The sequence below is a fragment of the Pseudomonas sp. TH43 genome (assembly GCF_016650635.1).
Taxonomy (GTDB): domain Bacteria; phylum Pseudomonadota; class Gammaproteobacteria; order Pseudomonadales; family Pseudomonadaceae; genus Aquipseudomonas.
Map to the genome: position 1 here is coordinate 544,915 of NZ_JAEKFI010000004.1, position 16,018 is coordinate 560,932.

The following is a 16,018-nucleotide window of genomic DNA, read 5'->3' on the forward strand; positions in this document are numbered from 1 at the left end:
CCGTACTCAGTGAGTGCGGGGCGTTTTTTTACGCCTGAACATTGGCAAGACTTCTGTGGCGAGGGGATTTATCCCCGCTGGGCTGCGGAGCGGCCCCAAAACCTGCTGATAAGGTGTGTCAGGCAAACCGCACTCACTGATTTTGCGACTGCTGCGCAGCCGAACGGGGATAAATCTCCTCGCCACAGGTATTGGGGATACCTCAGGTGCGGGACTTTTCGATCAGCTCGATGTATTCCGGGGCGTTGCGCTGATCGGCGATCAGCTCAACGAAGGTCTTGCCCTGCTCGTCCTTGCCATCGACGTCGTAACCCGCCTCGACGAAGAAGCCCAGAAACCGCTCGAAATCATCGATGCGCAGACCACGATAGGCCTTGATCAATTTGTGCAGCGACGGCGAAGTGGCGTCGACCGGTTCAAAATCGAGGAACAGCTTGATCTGCTCATCGCCGATCTCGTCACCAATCACTTGTTTCTTATCTTTACGCATTGCCGACTCCAGCTCGCAGACATTACACGGGGCGGGCAGTTTACCCCTGCCCGGCCGCCCGGCTCAACGCGATCGCACCGCCCCGGTGTGCAAATCGGCCCAGATGTGACCGTTGGCGTAACTGAGGAACTGCACATAGACGGTATCGTTGCGCAGCAGATCGATGATCACGCGGTATTGAGCCTGTGGATAAAACAACGTCAGGGTTTTGCTCTTGTCGTCGTAGATTGGTTTTTTCAGGCTTTTGCTTTCACCGTCGAAGTTGACCAGCACCTGAGCGATCGTCGCACCTTTGTTCAGGGACTTGCCCTTCAGGCGGATCATCAATGGCGAGGTGACCGGGATCGGTTGCTGATTGGACTGGCGTTGTGCGCCGACCACCACGGCATAGTCGGTGACTTGCAAAAGTTGCTGCTGCTCGGGCTCGGCATCGCGCACGGTCTGATCGTCCGGCGGCAGGAATTGACTGTGCATCGGGGCGGCAGACAGAGGCAGGCTGAGGGCCAGTAACAGGGCGGCAAAGCTGCGAATGAAGAGGCTCATGACAGGCTCCGGTGGGCGGGGCCGAGCACTCTAGCATGGGTGTACAAAACGGATCAGCCCACACAAAAACAAGTGTGGGAGCGAGCCTGCTCGCGAAAGCGGTGTGTCAGCTTTCAATGATGCTGACTGACACGACGTCTTCGCGAGCAGGCTCGCTCCCACAGGGAGTAATGCAGGGTTCTTACATGCCTTTGACGGCAAAGATCCCGTTGGCGTTGCGCCAGTAGCCTTTGTAATCCATGCCATAACCGAAGATGTAACGGTCGATGCACGGCAGGCCAACGAAATCGGCTTTCAGGTCAGGACGCGCCTTGCGGTCGTGATCCTTGTCGATCAGCACGGCGGTGTGCACTTTGCGCGCGCCGGCGTGTTTGCAGAAGTCGATGATCGCGCCGAGGGTGTGACCTTCGTCGAGGATGTCGTCGATGATCAGCACGTCGCGGTCGATGAACGACACTTCCGGCTTGGCTTTCCAGAACAGGTCGCCGCCGCTGGTTTCGTTGCGATAACGGGTCGCGTGCAGGTACGACGCTTCCAGCGGGAATTGCAGATGAGTCAGCAGTTTGCCGGAGAAGATCAGGCCGCCGTTCATCACGCAGAACACCACCGGGTTGCTGTCAGCCAGTTGTTCGTTGATTTGTGCACCGACGCGGGCGATGGCGGCCTCGACTTCAGATTCGGTGTACAGGCAGTCAGCCTCTCGCATGATTTGACGGATATGCTCGAGATCAGCGGACATGGCGCTCTCCGGGGGGTGGTTGGCGGGGGGTATAACCGCGAAAAGCGGGCAAAGGTACGCATCTAGCGCGGTCGAATCAAGCCTTTATGGACTAACGTACAGAATGTCCTATAGGACATCACCCTCGGATAGATTAATCTAGGCCGGTTTTTTTGCCCGCCGCCGGAGTTTTTTCATGCCCATCCTCGAGATCCGCCATCCGCTGATCCGCCATAAACTCGGCCTGATGCGCCGCGCTGACATCAGCACCAAGAATTTCCGTGAGCTTGCTCAGGAAGTCGGCGCCCTGTTGACCTATGAAGCTACAAAAGATTTGCCGCTCGAATCCTACGATATCGCAGGTTGGTGCGGCACTGTGTCGGTCGAGAAAATCGCCGGCAAGAAGATCACCGTCGTGCCGATCCTGCGCGCCGGCATCGGCATGCTCGAAGGCGTGCTGAGCCTGATCCCGGGTGCCAAGGTTTCCGCTGTGGGTGTCGCCCGCAACGAAGAAACCCTGCAAGCGCACACCTATCTGGAAAAACTGGTTCCGGAAATCGACGAACGCTTGGCAATGATCATCGACCCGATGCTCGCCACCGGCAGCTCCATGGTTGCGACCATCGACCTGCTGAAAAAGGCTGGCTGCAAAGACATCCGCGCAATGGTGCTGGTTGCCGCGCCGGAAGGCATTGCTGCCGTAGAAAAAGCTCACCCGGACGTGACCATCTACACCGCGTCCATCGATGAGCGCTTGAACGAGCACGGTTACATCATTCCTGGGCTTGGCGATGCGGGTGACAAGATCTTCGGCACCAAGCAGAAGGACGCGTAACCATGCAGCAAGAGTTCAACGATCCGCTCTGGCGCACGGTGCTGTCCGGCGCACAGATGCTGTTCGTGGCTTTCGGCGCTTTGGTGCTGATGCCGCTGATCACGGGCCTTGACCCGAACGTGGCACTGTTTACCGCAGGTCTGGGGACGATTCTGTTCCAGATCGTCACTGGCCGTCAGGTACCGGTGTTCCTCGCGTCAAGCTTCGCTTTCATTACCCCGATCATTCTCGCCAAAGGCCAGTTTGGCCTCGCCGCGACCATGGGCGGCGTAATGGCTGCCGGTTTCGTCTACACCTTCCTCGGCCTGGCCGTGAAGATCAAAGGCACCGGGTTCATCGACCGTCTGCTGCCGCCGGTGGTGATTGGTCCGGTGATCATTTCCATCGGCCTGGCCATGGCGCCGATTGCCGCGAACATGGCGATGGGCAAGGCTGGCGACGGTTCTGAACTGATCCATTATCAGACTGCAATGATGATCTCGATGCCGGCGCTGCTGACCACGTTGATCGTGGCGGTGTTCGGCAAAGGCATCTTCCGCCTGGTGCCGATCATCTCGGGCGTGCTGGTCGGCTTCGGCATGGCGTTCTATTTCGGCGTGGTCGACACCGCGAAGATTGCCGCTGCACCGTGGTTCGCGATCCCGCACTTCACTGCGCCGGAATTCAACTGGCAGGCAATTCTGTTCATTGTTCCCGTGGCATTGGCTCCAGCCATCGAGCACATCGGCGGCGTGATTGCCGTGGGTAGCGTGACCGGTCGCGACTACCTGAAGAAGCCGGGCCTGCACCGCACGCTGCTGGGTGACGGCATTGCCACCACCGCGGCAGGCCTGTTCGGTGGTCCGCCGAATACCACGTATGCCGAAGTGACTGGCGCCGTGATGCTGACCAAGAACTACAACCCGAAAATCATGACCTGGGCGGCGATCTTCGCCATCAGCCTGGCGTTCATCGGCAAGTTCGGCGCGCTGCTGCAAAGCATTCCGGTGCCGGTGATGGGCGGGATTCTGTGCCTGTTGTTCGGTTCGATTGCGGCGGTGGGGATGAACACCCTGATCCGTCACAAGATCGATCTGGGCGAAGCGCGCAATCTGGTGATTGTGTCGGTGACCCTGGTGTTCGGGATTGGCGGTGTGCTGGTCGGCACCGGCACTGGTCCGGACGACTTCGGCCTCAAAGGCATCGCGCTGTGCGCGGTGGTGGCGATTGCGCTGAACCTGCTGCTGCCGGGCAATGATGGCTGGAAGAACAAGAAGGCGGATGAGCCGCTTCTCTAACAGTCGACGCAATACCTGTGGCGAGGGGATTCATCCCCGCTCGGCTGCGCAGCAGTCGTAAATCCAGCCAATGCGGTTTTCCAGTTGCACCGCATTGGCCGGGTTTGGGGCTGCTTCGCAACCCAACGGGGATAAATCCCCTCGCCACAAAAGCCCGCTCCCACATGGTTCACGCTGTACTTGTGGGAGTGAGCCTGCTCGCGATTGGCTTTAAAGCGCCAGCGGCGCTCGTTCGCATAGAGTGGCCAACGCCTTCGCCCATTGCACATCGTCATTCAGGCACGGCACAAGAATCAACTCCTCGCCCCCCGCTTCGCGGAACTGTTCCTTGCCGCGATCACCAATCTCTTCCAGCGTCTCGATGCAGTCGGCGACAAACGCCGGGCACATCACCAGCAACTTCTTCACGCCGCTTTTACCCAGCTCATCCAGCCGCGCTTCGGTGTACGGTTCGATCCACTTTGCGCGGCCCAGACGCGACTGAAACGACACCGACCATTTACCATCCGGCAGGCCCATGCGCTCTGCGAACAACGCCGCCGTGCGCAAGCATTGCGCGCGATAACAGGTGGCCAACACCGCCGGCGAGGCGTTCTTGCAGCAATCGTCATTCTTGAAGCAGTGATTGCCGGTCGGATCGAGTTTGGTCAGGTGACGCTCGGGCAAGCCGTGGAAGCTCAACAGCAAGTGATCGTAATCCTGCTGCAAGTGCGGCTTGGCGCTTTCCACCAGCGCTTCCAGATATTCCGGCTGATCGTAGAACGGTTGCAGCACCGATAATTTCACATCGAGCTTCTTCTCGCGGATCACCCGCTTCGCTTCTTCGATCACCGTGGTCGTGGTGCTGTCGGCGAACTGTGGATACAGCGGTGCCAGCGTGATGCGTTTGTGCCCCGCCGCGACCAGCTTCAGCAGGCAGGTTTCAATCGACGGCTCGCCATAACGCATCGCCAGTTCTACCGGCCCCTGCGTCCACTGCGCTTTCATCTGCTGTTGCAGGCGCTGGCTGAGCACCACCAGCGGCGAACCTTCTTCCCACCAGATCGACGCATAAGCGTGGGCCGACTGCTCCGGGCGTTTGATCAGGATCAGCGATACCAGCAAACGCCGCACCGGCCACGGCAGGTCGATCACGTACGGGTCCATCAGGAATTGATTGAGGTAGCTGCGCACATCGGCCACAGAGGTTGAGGCCGGGGAGCCCAGGTTAACCAGAAGCAAGGCGTGATCGGTCATGCAACGTCCTATTTCAGAGGCGGCTGGAGAGATCGTCCAACGCCGCGCGTAAATCGGTGAACTGGAAAGTGAAACCCGCTTCCAGCAAGCGTGCCGGCACGGCCTTTTGACCACCGAGCAACAACAAAGACATCTCGCCGAGGCCAACCTTCAGTGCCAGGCTCGGCATCGGCATGAACGCCGGGCGGTGCAACACGCTGCCCAGCGTTTTGGCAAATTCGCGATTGCGCACAGGTTTCGGCGCGCACGCATTATAAGGACCCCTGGCCTGATCGCGGTGCAGAAGAAAATCAATCAGGGCGATTTGGTCGTCGATATGAATCCACGGCATCCATTGCCGCCCGCTCCCCAATGGCCCGCCCAGCCCCAGCTTGAACGGCAGCAACAGCCGTGACAAAAAGCCGCCCTCGGCCGACAACACCAGACCGGTGCGCACCAGCACCACACGAATGCCCTGCGCTTCGGCGCGCAATGCGGTTTCCTCCCAGGCGATGCACAACTGGCTGGCGAAATCGTCGATGACTGGCGGCGAGTCTTCGCTCAGCTCGCGTTCGCCGCCATCGCCGTACCAGCCAATCGCCGAGCCCGAAATCAGCAGCGCCGGTTTCCGCGTGCGGCTGTCGAGCCACGCCAGCAACGTTTCGGTGAGCGTGATTCGGCTGCTCCACAGCAACGCTTTGCGCCGATGCGTCCACAGCCGATCGGCAATCGGCGCGCCGGCCAGATTGACGACCGCGTCCACCGGCTCATCGCCGAGGTCTTCCAGCCGTGCAATTGCGCGCACCTGCGCACCACAGATTTTCGCGACTTTGTCCGGTTGACGACTCCACACCGTCAGGCGATGTCCCTGTCCCGACCAGTGCTTGCAGAGCTGACGACCTATCAAACCAGTACCGCCGGTCAGCAATATGTGCATGACATCTTCCTCGCGTGGCGTTTAACCCGGATCACTAGTCTATTTTTAAAAGCAGGGATCTTTTCTATCGGGCAGGCTCTATTGTTTAACCATAGGCCAAGCTGTCAGAACGAGAACGCTAGAAGTTATACCAAAAAACAAAATTGTACAGGTTTCATCCACGGCGTAGTCTGTACAGAAAGGTAAACGAGGCCCCTATGACTGTACCTATCGCAATCATCGGCACCGGCATCGCCGGGCTCTCCGCCGCCCAGGCTCTGACAGAGAGCGGGCACACCGTCCAATTATTCGACAAGAGTCGCGGCAGCGGCGGGCGCATGTCGAGCAAGCGCAGCGACGCCGGCTCACTGGACATGGGCGCGCAATATTTCACTGCTCGTGACCGGCGATTTGTCACCGAGGTCCAGCGTTGGCAAAGCCAGGGCTGGGTCGCCGAGTGGACGCCGCAGCTCTACACCTATCAGGGCGGGCAGCTGAACCTGTCGCCAGACGAGCAGACCCGTTGGGTCGGCGCACCGCGCATGAGCGCCATCACCCGGGGCTTGCTCGATGGCCTGGAAGTGCATTTCGCCTGCCGCATCACCGAGGTCTTTCGCGGTGAAGAACACTGGCATTTGCAGGACGCCGAAGGTTTCACTCACGGCCCCTTCAGCCATGTGGTCATCGCCACGCCCGCGCCGCAAGCCACCGCGTTGCTGGCCGCTGCGCCGAAACTCGCCGGTGCCGCCGCCGGGGTGAAAATGGACCCGACCTGGGCCGTCGCCCTCGCCTTCGATACACCACTGGATACGCCCATCGAGGGTTGCTTCGTGCAGGACAGCCCGCTCGACTGGCTGGCGCGCAATCGCAGCAAACCGGGGCGCGACAACACGCTCGACACCTGGGTGCTGCACGCCACCAGCGCGTGGAGCCGGCAACATATCGACCTGTCCAAAGAGGCTGTGATCGAACAACTGCACGGTGCGTTTGCCGAATTGCTGCACAGTGCCATGCCTGCGCCGACCTTCAGCCTTGCGCATCGCTGGCTCTACGCCCGCCCTGCCATCGGCCATGAATGGGGCACGTTGGCCGATGCCGATCTGGGCTTGTACGCCTGTGGCGACTGGTGCCTCTCAGGACGTGTTGAAGGGGCATGGCTCAGTGGCCAGGAAGCGGCACGACGCTTACACGAACACCTGCAATGAACCGTATCAATCCGCGCAAATTGCTGCTGTCGAAATGGACAGCAGCCCACCCGCAGCATCGCGAAAGACACTTTCTGGTGACGGAGCTGTTCCGTGATGAGGAAGGCACGGTGCTGGAAGTTGAACTGCAGGCAGTGCTGACCAAACGCGCCGAACGCCTCGATTGGCAGATTCTCAAGAACAACGAGCACTGGCTACTCGGCTGGCAATAACGCTTTTGCTTAGGCAGGAGTAAAGCTTGCTCGCGAACGCTATTTCACATTCAAGATTGATATTGAATGAGCCGACGCCTTCACGAGCAAGCTTTGCTCCTACCAAGGTCGTCGCGCAAAAACCTATACAAACCATTTGACTTGTACACCTTTGGATCTATGCTAAGCCAATGTTGTACAGAGATTGATCTCTGTACAGGTTTAGATTCGAGGTGACTATGTCCGCTCTTCCTTGCGCCAAACCGAAAATCGCCATCAGCGCCTGCCTGATGGGTGCCGAGGTGCGCTATAACGGCGGACACAAGGAATCGCGGCTGTGCAGCCGCACCCTCACTGAGTATTTCGATTTCACCCCGGTCTGCCCGGAAGTCGCCATCGGTCTCGGCATTCCGCGCGAACCGATCCGCCTGGTCGGTGACCCGGAAAGTCCTCAAGCCATCGGCACGGTCAATCCGGCAATCAACGTCACCAAGCCTCTGGCCGCGTACGGCGAGCAAATGGCCGGCGAACTCGAAGGCATCTGCGGCTACATCTTCATGCAGCAATCGCCATCCTGTGGACTGGAGCGAGTCAAGGTCTACCACGCCAACGGCGCGCCGGTGAACGGCGGCGGACGCGGCATCTACGCTCACGCCTTTTGCGCGCGCCACCCGGACTTGCCGGTGGAAGAAGCCGGGCGCCTGAACGATCCGGTATTGCGTGAGAACTTCATCACGCGCGTCTTCGCCTACAGCGCCTGGCAGCAAGTACTTGCCGACGGCCTGAGCCGTCGCGCCCTCACCGAATTCCACTCGCGCTACAAATACCTGTTGATGGCCCACAACCCGCCGCAATACAAGGCCCTCGGCAAGCTGCTGGGCAACATGGCGCATAGCGACCCCGGCGAAATCGGCCCACGCTACTTCAGCGAGTTGATGGCGGCGCTGAAAAAATGCGCGACACGCGGCACTCACTGCAACGTGCTGCTGCACATCAGCGGCTATCTGAAACAAGCGATCAGCGCCGAAGACAAACAGGAAATGGTTCACGTCATCGGCCAGTACCGCCAAGGCATCGTGCCGCTGGTGGTGCCGCTGACGCTGCTCAAGCATCACTTTCGCCAACACCCCGATCCGTACATCGCGCAACAGGTTTACCTGCAGCCGCACCCGGAAAACCTCAGCCTGCGAAACGCCATCTGATGAACGACAAACCCGATTCCAGCGCCCAGGAAGACCTCGGCGCCGACTTCAAGAAAGCCCTCGACGAAGGCTGGCTGCCGATCCGCGAAGTTGCGCGACAGACCGGCGTCAACGCGATCACCTTGCGTGCATGGGAGCGCCGATATGGGTTGGTCATCCCACAGCGCACGCCCAAGGGCCATCGCCTGTATTCGGCCGAACATGTGCAACGCATTCTGACCATCCTCACCTGGCTTAATCGCGGCGTTGCCGTCAGCCAGGTCAAACCGCTGCTCGACACCCCGCAAGCGTTCACAGAAACCGTGGAGAGCGATTGGCATCTGCTGCGCCAGACGTTGCTCAGCGCCGTCACCCAACTCGATGAACGCAACCTCGACGACGGCGTCAATCAGGCCATGGCGCTCTATCCGCCGCGCACATTGTGCGAACAATTGCTGATGCCGCTGCTGGCCGATCTCGAACAACGCTGGCAGGGTCAATTCGGTGCGCAGATGGAGCGCGTGTTCTTTTTTTCCTGGTTACGCAGCAAATTCGGCGCACGCATCTACCATAACAACCGTCAGTTGCACGCCGCGCCCTTGTTGTTGATCAATCATTCCGATCTGTCACTGGAACCTCATCTGTGGCTATGCGCGTGGCTGATCAGCAGCGCCGATTGCCCGGTGCAAGTGTTTGACTGGCCGCTGCCGCCGGGAGAGCTGGCACTGGCCGTCGAACACCTGCAAGCCCGTGGCGTACTGCTGTATTCCAGCAAAGCCATGAACCTTGCGCAGTTACCCAAGTTACTGAATGGAGTCGGTTGCCCAAAAATAATTGTCGGACCAACGGTATGCATCCACCACGCCGAGTTGGCCGTAAGAACTTCCGAGATCGCTGATTTGTACCTGGCTGAAGACGCGCTTTCAGCGCACCAGGCACTCGTTCAGCGTGGGCTGATTTAATCATGGGTTTAATGTCATGCAATTGATCTGGCTGCGCAGCGACTTGCGCCAACACGACAACACCGCCCTCGCGGCCGCCGCAGCCCGTGGCCCGACCGTGGCCGTGTACCTGTTGAGCCCACAGCAATGGCTGGAACACGACGATGCTGCGTGCAAAGTCGATTTCTGGCTGCGCAATCTCGATGAGCTGAGCAAAAGCCTCGGCGAACTGAACATTCCCTTATTGATCCGCACGGCAACCCATTGGGATCAAGCCCCGGCGGAACTGCTCAAGCTCTGCCGGCAATTGAAGATCGAAGCGGTCCACGCCAACGAAGAATACGGCGTGCACGAAAGCCGTCGCGATGCAGCAGTGGCCGAAACCCTGCAGGCCGAGGGCATTGAATTTCGCAGCTACCTCGACCAGTTGCTGTTCAAGCCCGGCACTGTCCTGACCAAGACCGACACTTATTTCAAAGTGTTCAGTCAGTTCAGAAAGGTCTGCTACGAACGCCTGCATCGTTCAATGCCGTCGTTGGTCAAAGCCCCCGGCAAGCAGGCAAAACTTGCGCTCGACAGTGACCCGGTTCCAGCCTCTGTCAAAGGCTTCGCCACACCGAGCGACTCCCTGCGCGCCCTTTGGCCGGCGGGCGAACACGAAGCCCGACGCCGCCTCGATACGTTCACCGACGCGCAAATCGACTACTACCAAAGCGAACGCGACTTCCCGGCCAAGCCCGGCACCAGCCAGCTCTCGGCTTATCTGGCCGCCGGCGTCATCTCACCGCGCCAATGTTTGCACGCCGCCCTGCAAAGCAATCAGGGTGAATTCGAAAGCGGCAAGGTCGGCGCCGTCACCTGGATCAACGAGCTGTTGTGGCGCGAGTTCTACAAACACATTCTGGTCGGTTATCCACGGGTCTCGCGCCATCGCGCCTTCCGCCCGGAAACCGAAGCGCTGGCCTGGCGCGATGCGCCCGACGACCTCGCCGCGTGGCAGGAAGCGCGCACCGGCCTGCCGATCATCGACGCGGCGATGCGCCAATTGCTCGACACCGGCTGGATGCACAATCGCCTGCGCATGGTCGTGGCGATGTTCCTGACCAAAAACCTGCTGATCGACTGGCGCGAAGGCGAACGCTTTTTCATGCGTCACTTGATCGACGGCGACCTGGCCGCGAACAACGGCGGCTGGCAATGGAGCTCGTCGACGGGCACTGATTCGGCTCCGTACTTCCGCATTTTCAACCCGTTGAGCCAGTCGGAAAAATTCGACAGCGAAGGCCTGTTCATCAAGCACTGGCTGCCTGAACTGGCCGGGCTCAACAAAAAGGAAATTCATAACCCGGCCCATCTCGGCGGGCTGTTCGGCGTCGCCGATTATCCCGCGCCGATCGTTAACCTCAGCGCTTCACGCGAGCGTGCCTTGGCCGCGTTCAAGAACCTGCCGTCACGTGCACCTACCGGAGATGGCGATGAGTGAATTCCTGCGCCGTTTCGCCCGCCAGTTCTGCGAGTTGAACAAAGACAACCTGCACCGGCTGGGCGAGCTGTACAGCGATGACATTCACTTCACCGACCCGTTGCACGAGGTGCAGGGGCTGACACAGTTGCGCACCTACTTTAGCGAGTTGTACGCCAACGTCAGCGAACTGCGTTTCGACTTTCATGGCTTCGACCAGATCAGCGATTGCGAAGGTTATTTGCGCTGGGTCATGAGTTATCGCCATCCGCGTCTGGCGGGTGGTCGCGTCATACGCGTCAGCGGCTGCTCGCATCTGCTCTGGCGCGACAAGGTCTATCGCCACCGGGATTACTTCGATGCCGGGGCACTGTTGTATGAACATTTACCCGTATTGGGCCGGGTGATCGCCTGGCTAAAAAGGAGAATGGGATGAGTCGTACACCACAACGGCGTTATTGGTTGACCGGGGCCAGCAGTGGCATCGGCGCCGCGCTGTCTGAAGAGATCCTCAAAACCGGCGCGCACCTGGCGGTCAGCGCGCGTCAGATCGCACCGCTCAAAGTCTTGTCGCAACGCTATCCGGGCCAAGTGCTGGTGGTGCCGGGAGACCTGACCAACAGCCAGACCGTCCGTGAAATCGGCGAACAGATCGCCGAAGACTGGGGCTCGCTGGACTCGGTGATTCTCAACGCCGGCACCTGCGAGTACGTCGATGCGAAACAGTTCGACGCCTCGATCATCGAGCACGTGGTGCGCACCAATCTGCTCGCCAGCAGCTATTGCATCGAAGCCGCCCTGCCCCTGTTGCGCAAAGGCACCGCGCCACATTTGGTGGGTGTCGCCAGCTCGGTGACTTATCTGCCATTGCCGCGTGCCGAAGCCTATGGCGCATCGAAAGCCGGGCTGCGTTACCTGTTCGAATCGCTGCGCATCGATCTGGCGGACGAAGGCATTGAAGTCACCGTGGTCAGCCCCGGTTTCGTCGAAACGCCGCTGACGGCGAAAAACGACTTCCCGATGCCGCTCAGTTGGCCTGTGGATAAAGCCGCGCGGCACATCTTCGCCAAACTTCAGGATCGGCCACTGGAAATCGCTTTCCCGGCATTGTTCATGGCGGCGCTGTGGCCGCTGTCGAAACTCCCCGCAAGCCTCCAGTTGGCGATTGGCAAGCGCATGGTGCGCAAGTCGCCGCCGCTGCGAGATCCAGCATGAAAATCGCCATCGTCGGCAGCGGGATCGCCGGGCTTACTTGCGCCCACCTGCTCAATCGCCGCCATGACGTGCACGTGTTCGAGGCCAGCGACTGGGTCGGCGGCCACACGCACACGGTCAACGTCACCGTCGACGGTCGCGAATACGCAGTGGACACCGGTTTCATCGTGTTCAACGACTGGACCTACCCGAATTTCATTCGCTTGCTCGGGCAGCTCGGGGTGCCTTTCAAGGCGACCGAGATGAGTTTTTCGGTGACCGATCCAGACACCGGCCTGGAGTACAACGGCAACAACCTCAACAGCCTGTTCGCCCAGCGCAGCAATCTGCTTTCGCCGGGGTTCTGGGGCATGCTGCGCGATATTCTGCGCTTCAACAAAGAGGCTCAGCGCGACCTCGCCGAACTGCGCATCGCCAGCGACATGACGCTCGACGACTACCTCAAGGCAGGCCAATACGGCGAGCGCTTCATCCTGCATTACATCGTGCCGATGGGCGCAGCGATCTGGTCGATGTCGATGGCCGAGATGCTCAATTTTCCGCTGCAGTTCTTTGTGCGTTTTTTCAAAAACCATGGACTGCTGTCAGTCAGTGATCGCCCGCAATGGCAAGTCATCGAAGGCGGTTCCAGCGCCTACATCGCACCGCTGACCGCGCCCTTCAAAGACAAGATCCGCCTGAACTGCCCGGTGCACCGCGTCGATCGCGATGAGCACGGCGTGGTTATCCACAGCCCCGCCGGCATCGAGCACTTCGACAAAGTGGTGTTCGCCTGCCACAGCGATCAGGCGCTGCAACTGCTGGCCACCCCGAGCGATGCCGAACGCGCGATCCTCGGCGCCCTGCCCTACGCCGACAACGAGGTGGTGCTGCACACCGATACGCGTTTGCTGCCAACACGCAAACTGGCGTGGGCGAGCTGGAATTATCGCCTCGGCGGGTCTGGCCATACCCTGGCCGCCGTCACCTACGACATGAACATTCTGCAGGGCATCCAGAGCGACACCACGTTCTGCGTCAGCCTCAACCAGAGCGCCGGCATCAGCCCGTTCAAAGTGCTCGCCAAGTACACCTACGCGCACCCGCAATACAGCCTGGCGGCCGTGGCGGCACAAAACCGCTGGGCGGAACTGGACGGCGAGCAGCACACCCATTATTGCGGTGCCTATTGGGCCAACGGCTTCCATGAAGACGGCGTAGTCAGCGCACTGCGGGTAGCGTCGTCGTTCGGGGAAACGTTATGAACAGCGCCCTTTACAGCGGCTGGATCGGTCATCGGCGTTTCTCGCCGCGCCAGCATGCGTTCCGCTACAAGATCGGCTTGCTCTACCTCGATCTGAGCGAACAGGAGGCAGTGCTGGCGTTGTCGCCGCTGGCTGGGCGCAGTCGCTTTGCGCCGTTCTCCTTTCGCGAGACCGACTACCTGAAAACCTTCACCGGTCGCGGCGTGCGCCTGATCGATGCCGTGCGCCAGCAGGTCGGCGCCGCCATCGGTCATGAGCCACAAGGCTCGGTCTGCCTGCTGACCCAGGCACGCAGTTGGGGCTTGTCGTTCAACCCGGTGAGTTTCTTTTATTGCCACGAAGCCGACGGGCAACTGGCGGCGATTGTCTGCGAAGTCACCAACACGCCGTGGCGCGAGCGCTATCACTATGTGTTGCCGGCGCGCGCACCCGCCAACCTGCAGGACTTTCATCAGCACTTTGCGGTGGCCAAGGCCTTCCACGTTTCGCCCTTCCTGCCGCGCGATCTTGAATACCGCATGAGTTTCAGCCCCGCCGCGCAAACCCTCGGCGTGCACATGGCCGACTGGCAGGGCGAACAAAAACTGTTCGATGCGACCCTCAACCTGCAGCGCGAGGCGCTTGACCGCGACAGCCTGCATCGCTACCTGCGACGTTTTCCGTGGATGACCGCAAAAACCGCATTGGCCATCTACTGGCAAGCGCTGCGACTGCTGCTCAAACGCGCACCGATCTTTGCTCATCAGGCTGCCGACGGCAGCTTTCAAACCGCCACTGTGCCTCCCAAGGAGCACCGCCATGAAATCCTCTAGCCTGTCGGTCAGTCGGCTCAGCACTAACGGTTTGACCGGTTCGCTGCTGCGCCGCGGCGTATTGCGCCAATTGGGTCAGCTTAAACACGGGCAATTGCTGGTGGTCGAGGATGGCGAACAGCTGTTGTTCGGCACGCCGGGCAGTGCATTGCTGGGGGAAATCCACGTCACCGATGCGGCAGTCTGGGGCATGGTTGCCAGCAATGGTTCGATCGGCGCGGGCGAGGCATTTATCCACGGTTACTGGAGTTCACCGGACTTGACCGCGGTGGTGCGCGTGTTCGTCAGCAACCTCGACGTGCTCGATGCGATGGAGGGCGGCCTGGCCCGCCTCAGCCGGCCGTTGGTGCAGGGCCTGCACTGGCTCAACCGCAACACCCGCAAGGGTTCACAGAAGAACATCGCGGCGCATTACGACCTCGGCAACGATCTGTTCGAGCAGTTTCTCGACCCGACCATGATGTATTCGGCGGCGCAGTTCCTTTCGCCCGAAGACAGCCTGGAGCAAGCACAACTGAACAAACTCGAGCGTATCTGCCAGAAGCTCGCGCTCAAGCCCAGCGATCATTTGCTGGAGATCGGCACCGGTTGGGGCAGCATGGCGCTCTACGCCGCGCAGAACTACGGTTGCCGCGTCACCACAACGACGCTGTCGAAAGAGCAGTACGCGTTCACCGCACAACGTATCGAACAACTCGGTTTGCAGAATCAAGTGACGTTGTTGCTTGAGGACTACCGCGACCTCACCGGCGAATACGACAAACTGGTGTCGATCGAGATGATCGAAGCGGTCGGCCATCGCTTTCTGCCGACGTACTTCAAACAGTGCGCGCATCTGCTCAAAAGCAATGGCCTGATGCTGATCCAGGCCATCACCATCCGTGAGCAGCGCTATGAACAGGCCAAGCGTGGCGTCGATTTCATTCAGCGTTATATCTTCCCGGGCGGCGCCCTGCCCTGCGTACAGAAGATGCTCGAAGTGGTCAGCCGCGAAACCGACATGAACCTGCTGCACATGGAAGATTTCGGCCTGCACTACGCCAAGACCCTGCGCCTGTGGCACGAGAATTTTCGCCGCGCCCATGGCCGTCTGAGCGAGTTGGGTTACGACGATTACTTCCTCAGGCTGTGGGAGTTTTACCTGTGCTACTGCGAAGGCGGTTTTCTCGAACGCACCATCGGCACCGCGCAACTGTTACTGGCCAAACCCGACGCGATGACAGCACCGCTGCTGGGCCGTTTCGATGCTTGAGCGGCTGGCCAACGCGCTGTTGTTCCAGATCGGCTGGCTGACCTGCGTGCTCGGCGGCAACAGTTTGTGGTTGTTGCTGGCGTTGGCGGTGTTGGTGATTCATCTGTGCTGGATCAGCAGTTGGGCGGCCGAGGGGCGCCTGATTCTGAGCGTGGTGATCGTCGGCACGGCGGTCGACAGCGTTCTGCGCGCTGTAGGCGTGTTTGCGTTTCAGGATCTGTCGCCGCTGATCCCGTTGTGGCTGATGCTGCTCTGGGCGTTGCTCGCGACCACGCTGCGTCATTGCCTGCAATGGAGCGCCCGGCCGTGGTGGCTGGCAAGCGCACTCGGCGCGGTGGGTGGAGCAATGTCGTATTACGGCGGTGGACGACTGGCCGGGGTGCAGTTTCCCTACGGCGAGTTACCGACGCTGATTGGCATCGGCTTGCTCTGGGCGCTACTGTTTCCGTTATTGCACGCGATGGCTCGGCGGCTGGCCAACTGAGCGTCCGTCAGACCTTTCACACAGTCATCGGTCGCTG

18 protein-coding genes are annotated in these 16,018 nt (G+C 60.1%); 13 read left to right on the forward strand and 5 right to left on the reverse strand.

The window, feature by feature from the left end; translation table 11 throughout:
* Window positions 1-202: 202 nt before the first annotated feature.
* The 3 genes from JFT81_RS18745 to JFT81_RS18755 form a co-directional block, all read right to left on the reverse strand.
* Window positions 203-490 (reverse strand): PA4642 family protein, encoded by a 288-nt coding sequence (locus tag JFT81_RS18745; RefSeq protein ID WP_201228458.1) that lies wholly within the window; start codon window positions 488-490, stop codon window positions 203-205.
* 63 nt (window positions 491-553) lie between these two features.
* A complete protein-coding gene (locus JFT81_RS18750) occupies window positions 554-1,033 on the reverse strand; it encodes a hypothetical protein (protein WP_201228459.1) in 480 nt (159 codons plus the stop codon).
* Window positions 1,034-1,214: 181 nt separating this feature from the next.
* Window positions 1,215-1,772, reverse strand: coding sequence for a hypoxanthine-guanine phosphoribosyltransferase (locus JFT81_RS18755; RefSeq protein ID WP_016987197.1), 558 nt, complete (start codon window positions 1,770-1,772; stop codon window positions 1,215-1,217).
* 175 nt (window positions 1,773-1,947) lie between these two features.
* Here JFT81_RS18755 and upp point away from each other — a divergent pair, with 175 nt between their 5' ends.
* On the forward strand, window positions 1,948-2,586 hold the full coding sequence (gene upp / locus JFT81_RS18760; RefSeq protein ID WP_007912842.1) for a uracil phosphoribosyltransferase: 639 nt from the start codon (window positions 1,948-1,950) through the stop codon (window positions 2,584-2,586).
* Window positions 2,587-2,588: 2 nt separating this feature from the next.
* A complete protein-coding gene (locus tag JFT81_RS18765) occupies window positions 2,589-3,863 on the forward strand; it encodes a uracil-xanthine permease family protein (protein WP_201228460.1) in 1,275 nt (424 codons plus the stop codon).
* Window positions 3,864-4,073: 210 nt separating this feature from the next.
* Here the strand turns inward: JFT81_RS18765 and hemH are convergent, their stop codons facing one another.
* Both hemH and JFT81_RS18775 read right to left on the reverse strand, forming a co-directional pair.
* Window positions 4,074-5,099 carry a ferrochelatase gene (hemH, locus tag JFT81_RS18770; protein WP_201228461.1) on the reverse strand — a complete coding sequence of 342 codons (1,026 nt, stop codon included), beginning with the start codon at window positions 5,097-5,099 and terminating at the stop codon, window positions 4,074-4,076.
* A 13-nt stretch (window positions 5,100-5,112) separates the two neighbouring features.
* Entirely contained in the window at window positions 5,113-6,015 is a 903-nt protein-coding gene (locus JFT81_RS18775; RefSeq protein WP_201228462.1) for a TIGR01777 family oxidoreductase, read from the reverse strand.
* A 197-nt stretch (window positions 6,016-6,212) separates the two neighbouring features.
* Here JFT81_RS18775 and JFT81_RS18780 point away from each other — a divergent pair, with 197 nt between their 5' ends.
* From JFT81_RS18780 to JFT81_RS18830, 11 genes are all read left to right on the forward strand, one after another.
* Window positions 6,213-7,199 (forward strand): NAD(P)/FAD-dependent oxidoreductase, encoded by a 987-nt coding sequence (locus tag JFT81_RS18780; protein ID WP_201228463.1) that lies wholly within the window; start codon window positions 6,213-6,215, stop codon window positions 7,197-7,199.
* A complete protein-coding gene (locus tag JFT81_RS18785) occupies window positions 7,196-7,411 on the forward strand; it encodes a TIGR02450 family Trp-rich protein (RefSeq protein WP_201228464.1) in 216 nt (71 codons plus the stop codon). The genes JFT81_RS18780 and JFT81_RS18785 overlap by 4 nt, the downstream gene beginning before the upstream one ends.
* Before the next feature lie 218 nt (window positions 7,412-7,629).
* On the forward strand, window positions 7,630-8,592 hold the full coding sequence (locus tag JFT81_RS18790; protein WP_201228465.1) for a DUF523 and DUF1722 domain-containing protein: 963 nt from the start codon (window positions 7,630-7,632) through the stop codon (window positions 8,590-8,592).
* Window positions 8,592-9,533, forward strand: a complete 942-nt coding sequence (locus tag JFT81_RS18795; RefSeq protein ID WP_201228466.1) for a MerR family transcriptional regulator — start codon at window positions 8,592-8,594, stop codon at window positions 9,531-9,533. The genes JFT81_RS18790 and JFT81_RS18795 overlap by 1 nt, the downstream gene beginning before the upstream one ends.
* A 16-nt stretch (window positions 9,534-9,549) precedes the next feature.
* Window positions 9,550-10,995, forward strand: a complete 1,446-nt coding sequence (gene phrB / locus JFT81_RS18800) for a deoxyribodipyrimidine photo-lyase (RefSeq protein WP_201228467.1) — start codon at window positions 9,550-9,552, stop codon at window positions 10,993-10,995.
* Window positions 10,988-11,410: a nuclear transport factor 2 family protein gene (locus tag JFT81_RS18805; protein ID WP_201228468.1), complete on the forward strand. Its 423-nt coding sequence runs from the start codon at window positions 10,988-10,990 to the stop codon at window positions 11,408-11,410. Before phrB ends, JFT81_RS18805 begins: the two co-directional genes overlap by 8 nt.
* The gene (locus JFT81_RS18810; RefSeq protein WP_201228469.1) at window positions 11,407-12,189 is read left to right on the forward strand and encodes an SDR family NAD(P)-dependent oxidoreductase; all 783 of its coding nucleotides are present in this window, start codon (window positions 11,407-11,409) and stop codon (window positions 12,187-12,189) included. The genes JFT81_RS18805 and JFT81_RS18810 overlap by 4 nt, the downstream gene beginning before the upstream one ends.
* A complete protein-coding gene (locus JFT81_RS18815; RefSeq protein ID WP_201228470.1) occupies window positions 12,186-13,433 on the forward strand; it encodes an FAD-dependent oxidoreductase in 1,248 nt (415 codons plus the stop codon). Before JFT81_RS18810 ends, JFT81_RS18815 begins: the two co-directional genes overlap by 4 nt.
* Window positions 13,430-14,245 (forward strand): DUF1365 domain-containing protein, encoded by an 816-nt coding sequence (locus tag JFT81_RS18820; RefSeq protein WP_201228471.1) that lies wholly within the window; start codon window positions 13,430-13,432, stop codon window positions 14,243-14,245. The genes JFT81_RS18815 and JFT81_RS18820 overlap by 4 nt, the downstream gene beginning before the upstream one ends.
* Window positions 14,232-15,497 carry a cyclopropane-fatty-acyl-phospholipid synthase family protein gene (locus tag JFT81_RS18825; RefSeq protein ID WP_201228472.1) on the forward strand — a complete coding sequence of 422 codons (1,266 nt, stop codon included), beginning with the start codon at window positions 14,232-14,234 and terminating at the stop codon, window positions 15,495-15,497. Before JFT81_RS18820 ends, JFT81_RS18825 begins: the two co-directional genes overlap by 14 nt.
* Window positions 15,490-15,981 carry a DUF2878 domain-containing protein gene (locus JFT81_RS18830; RefSeq protein ID WP_201228473.1) on the forward strand — a complete coding sequence of 164 codons (492 nt, stop codon included), beginning with the start codon at window positions 15,490-15,492 and terminating at the stop codon, window positions 15,979-15,981. Before JFT81_RS18825 ends, JFT81_RS18830 begins: the two co-directional genes overlap by 8 nt.
* Window positions 15,982-16,018: the final 37 nt, after the last annotated feature.

Excerpts from the sequence above, each read along its gene's own strand:
- JFT81_RS18745 (WP_201228458.1), bottom strand. The coding sequence starts at position 490 with ATGCGTAAAGATAAGAAACAAGTGATTGGTGACGAGATCGGCGATGAG.
- JFT81_RS18750 (WP_201228459.1), bottom strand. The coding sequence starts at position 1,033 with ATGAGCCTCTTCATTCGCAGCTTTGCCGCCCTGTTACTGGCCCTCAGC.
- JFT81_RS18755 (WP_016987197.1), bottom strand. The coding sequence starts at position 1,772 with ATGTCCGCTGATCTCGAGCATATCCGTCAAATCATGCGAGAGGCTGAC.
- upp (WP_007912842.1), top strand. The coding sequence starts at position 1,948 with ATGCCCATCCTCGAGATCCGCCATCCGCTGATCCGCCATAAACTCGGC.
- JFT81_RS18765 (WP_201228460.1), top strand. The coding sequence starts at position 2,589 with ATGCAGCAAGAGTTCAACGATCCGCTCTGGCGCACGGTGCTGTCCGGC.
- hemH (WP_201228461.1), bottom strand. The coding sequence starts at position 5,099 with ATGACCGATCACGCCTTGCTTCTGGTTAACCTGGGCTCCCCGGCCTCA.
- JFT81_RS18775 (WP_201228462.1), bottom strand. The coding sequence starts at position 6,015 with ATGCACATATTGCTGACCGGCGGTACTGGTTTGATAGGTCGTCAGCTC.
- JFT81_RS18780 (WP_201228463.1), top strand. The coding sequence starts at position 6,213 with ATGACTGTACCTATCGCAATCATCGGCACCGGCATCGCCGGGCTCTCC.
- JFT81_RS18785 (WP_201228464.1), top strand. The coding sequence starts at position 7,196 with ATGAACCGTATCAATCCGCGCAAATTGCTGCTGTCGAAATGGACAGCA.
- JFT81_RS18790 (WP_201228465.1), top strand. The coding sequence starts at position 7,630 with ATGTCCGCTCTTCCTTGCGCCAAACCGAAAATCGCCATCAGCGCCTGC.
- JFT81_RS18795 (WP_201228466.1), top strand. The coding sequence starts at position 8,592 with ATGAACGACAAACCCGATTCCAGCGCCCAGGAAGACCTCGGCGCCGAC.
- phrB (WP_201228467.1), top strand. The coding sequence starts at position 9,550 with ATGCAATTGATCTGGCTGCGCAGCGACTTGCGCCAACACGACAACACC.
- JFT81_RS18805 (WP_201228468.1), top strand. The coding sequence starts at position 10,988 with ATGAGTGAATTCCTGCGCCGTTTCGCCCGCCAGTTCTGCGAGTTGAAC.
- JFT81_RS18810 (WP_201228469.1), top strand. The coding sequence starts at position 11,407 with ATGAGTCGTACACCACAACGGCGTTATTGGTTGACCGGGGCCAGCAGT.
- JFT81_RS18815 (WP_201228470.1), top strand. The coding sequence starts at position 12,186 with ATGAAAATCGCCATCGTCGGCAGCGGGATCGCCGGGCTTACTTGCGCC.
- JFT81_RS18820 (WP_201228471.1), top strand. The coding sequence starts at position 13,430 with ATGAACAGCGCCCTTTACAGCGGCTGGATCGGTCATCGGCGTTTCTCG.
- JFT81_RS18825 (WP_201228472.1), top strand. The coding sequence starts at position 14,232 with ATGAAATCCTCTAGCCTGTCGGTCAGTCGGCTCAGCACTAACGGTTTG.
- JFT81_RS18830 (WP_201228473.1), top strand. The coding sequence starts at position 15,490 with ATGCTTGAGCGGCTGGCCAACGCGCTGTTGTTCCAGATCGGCTGGCTG.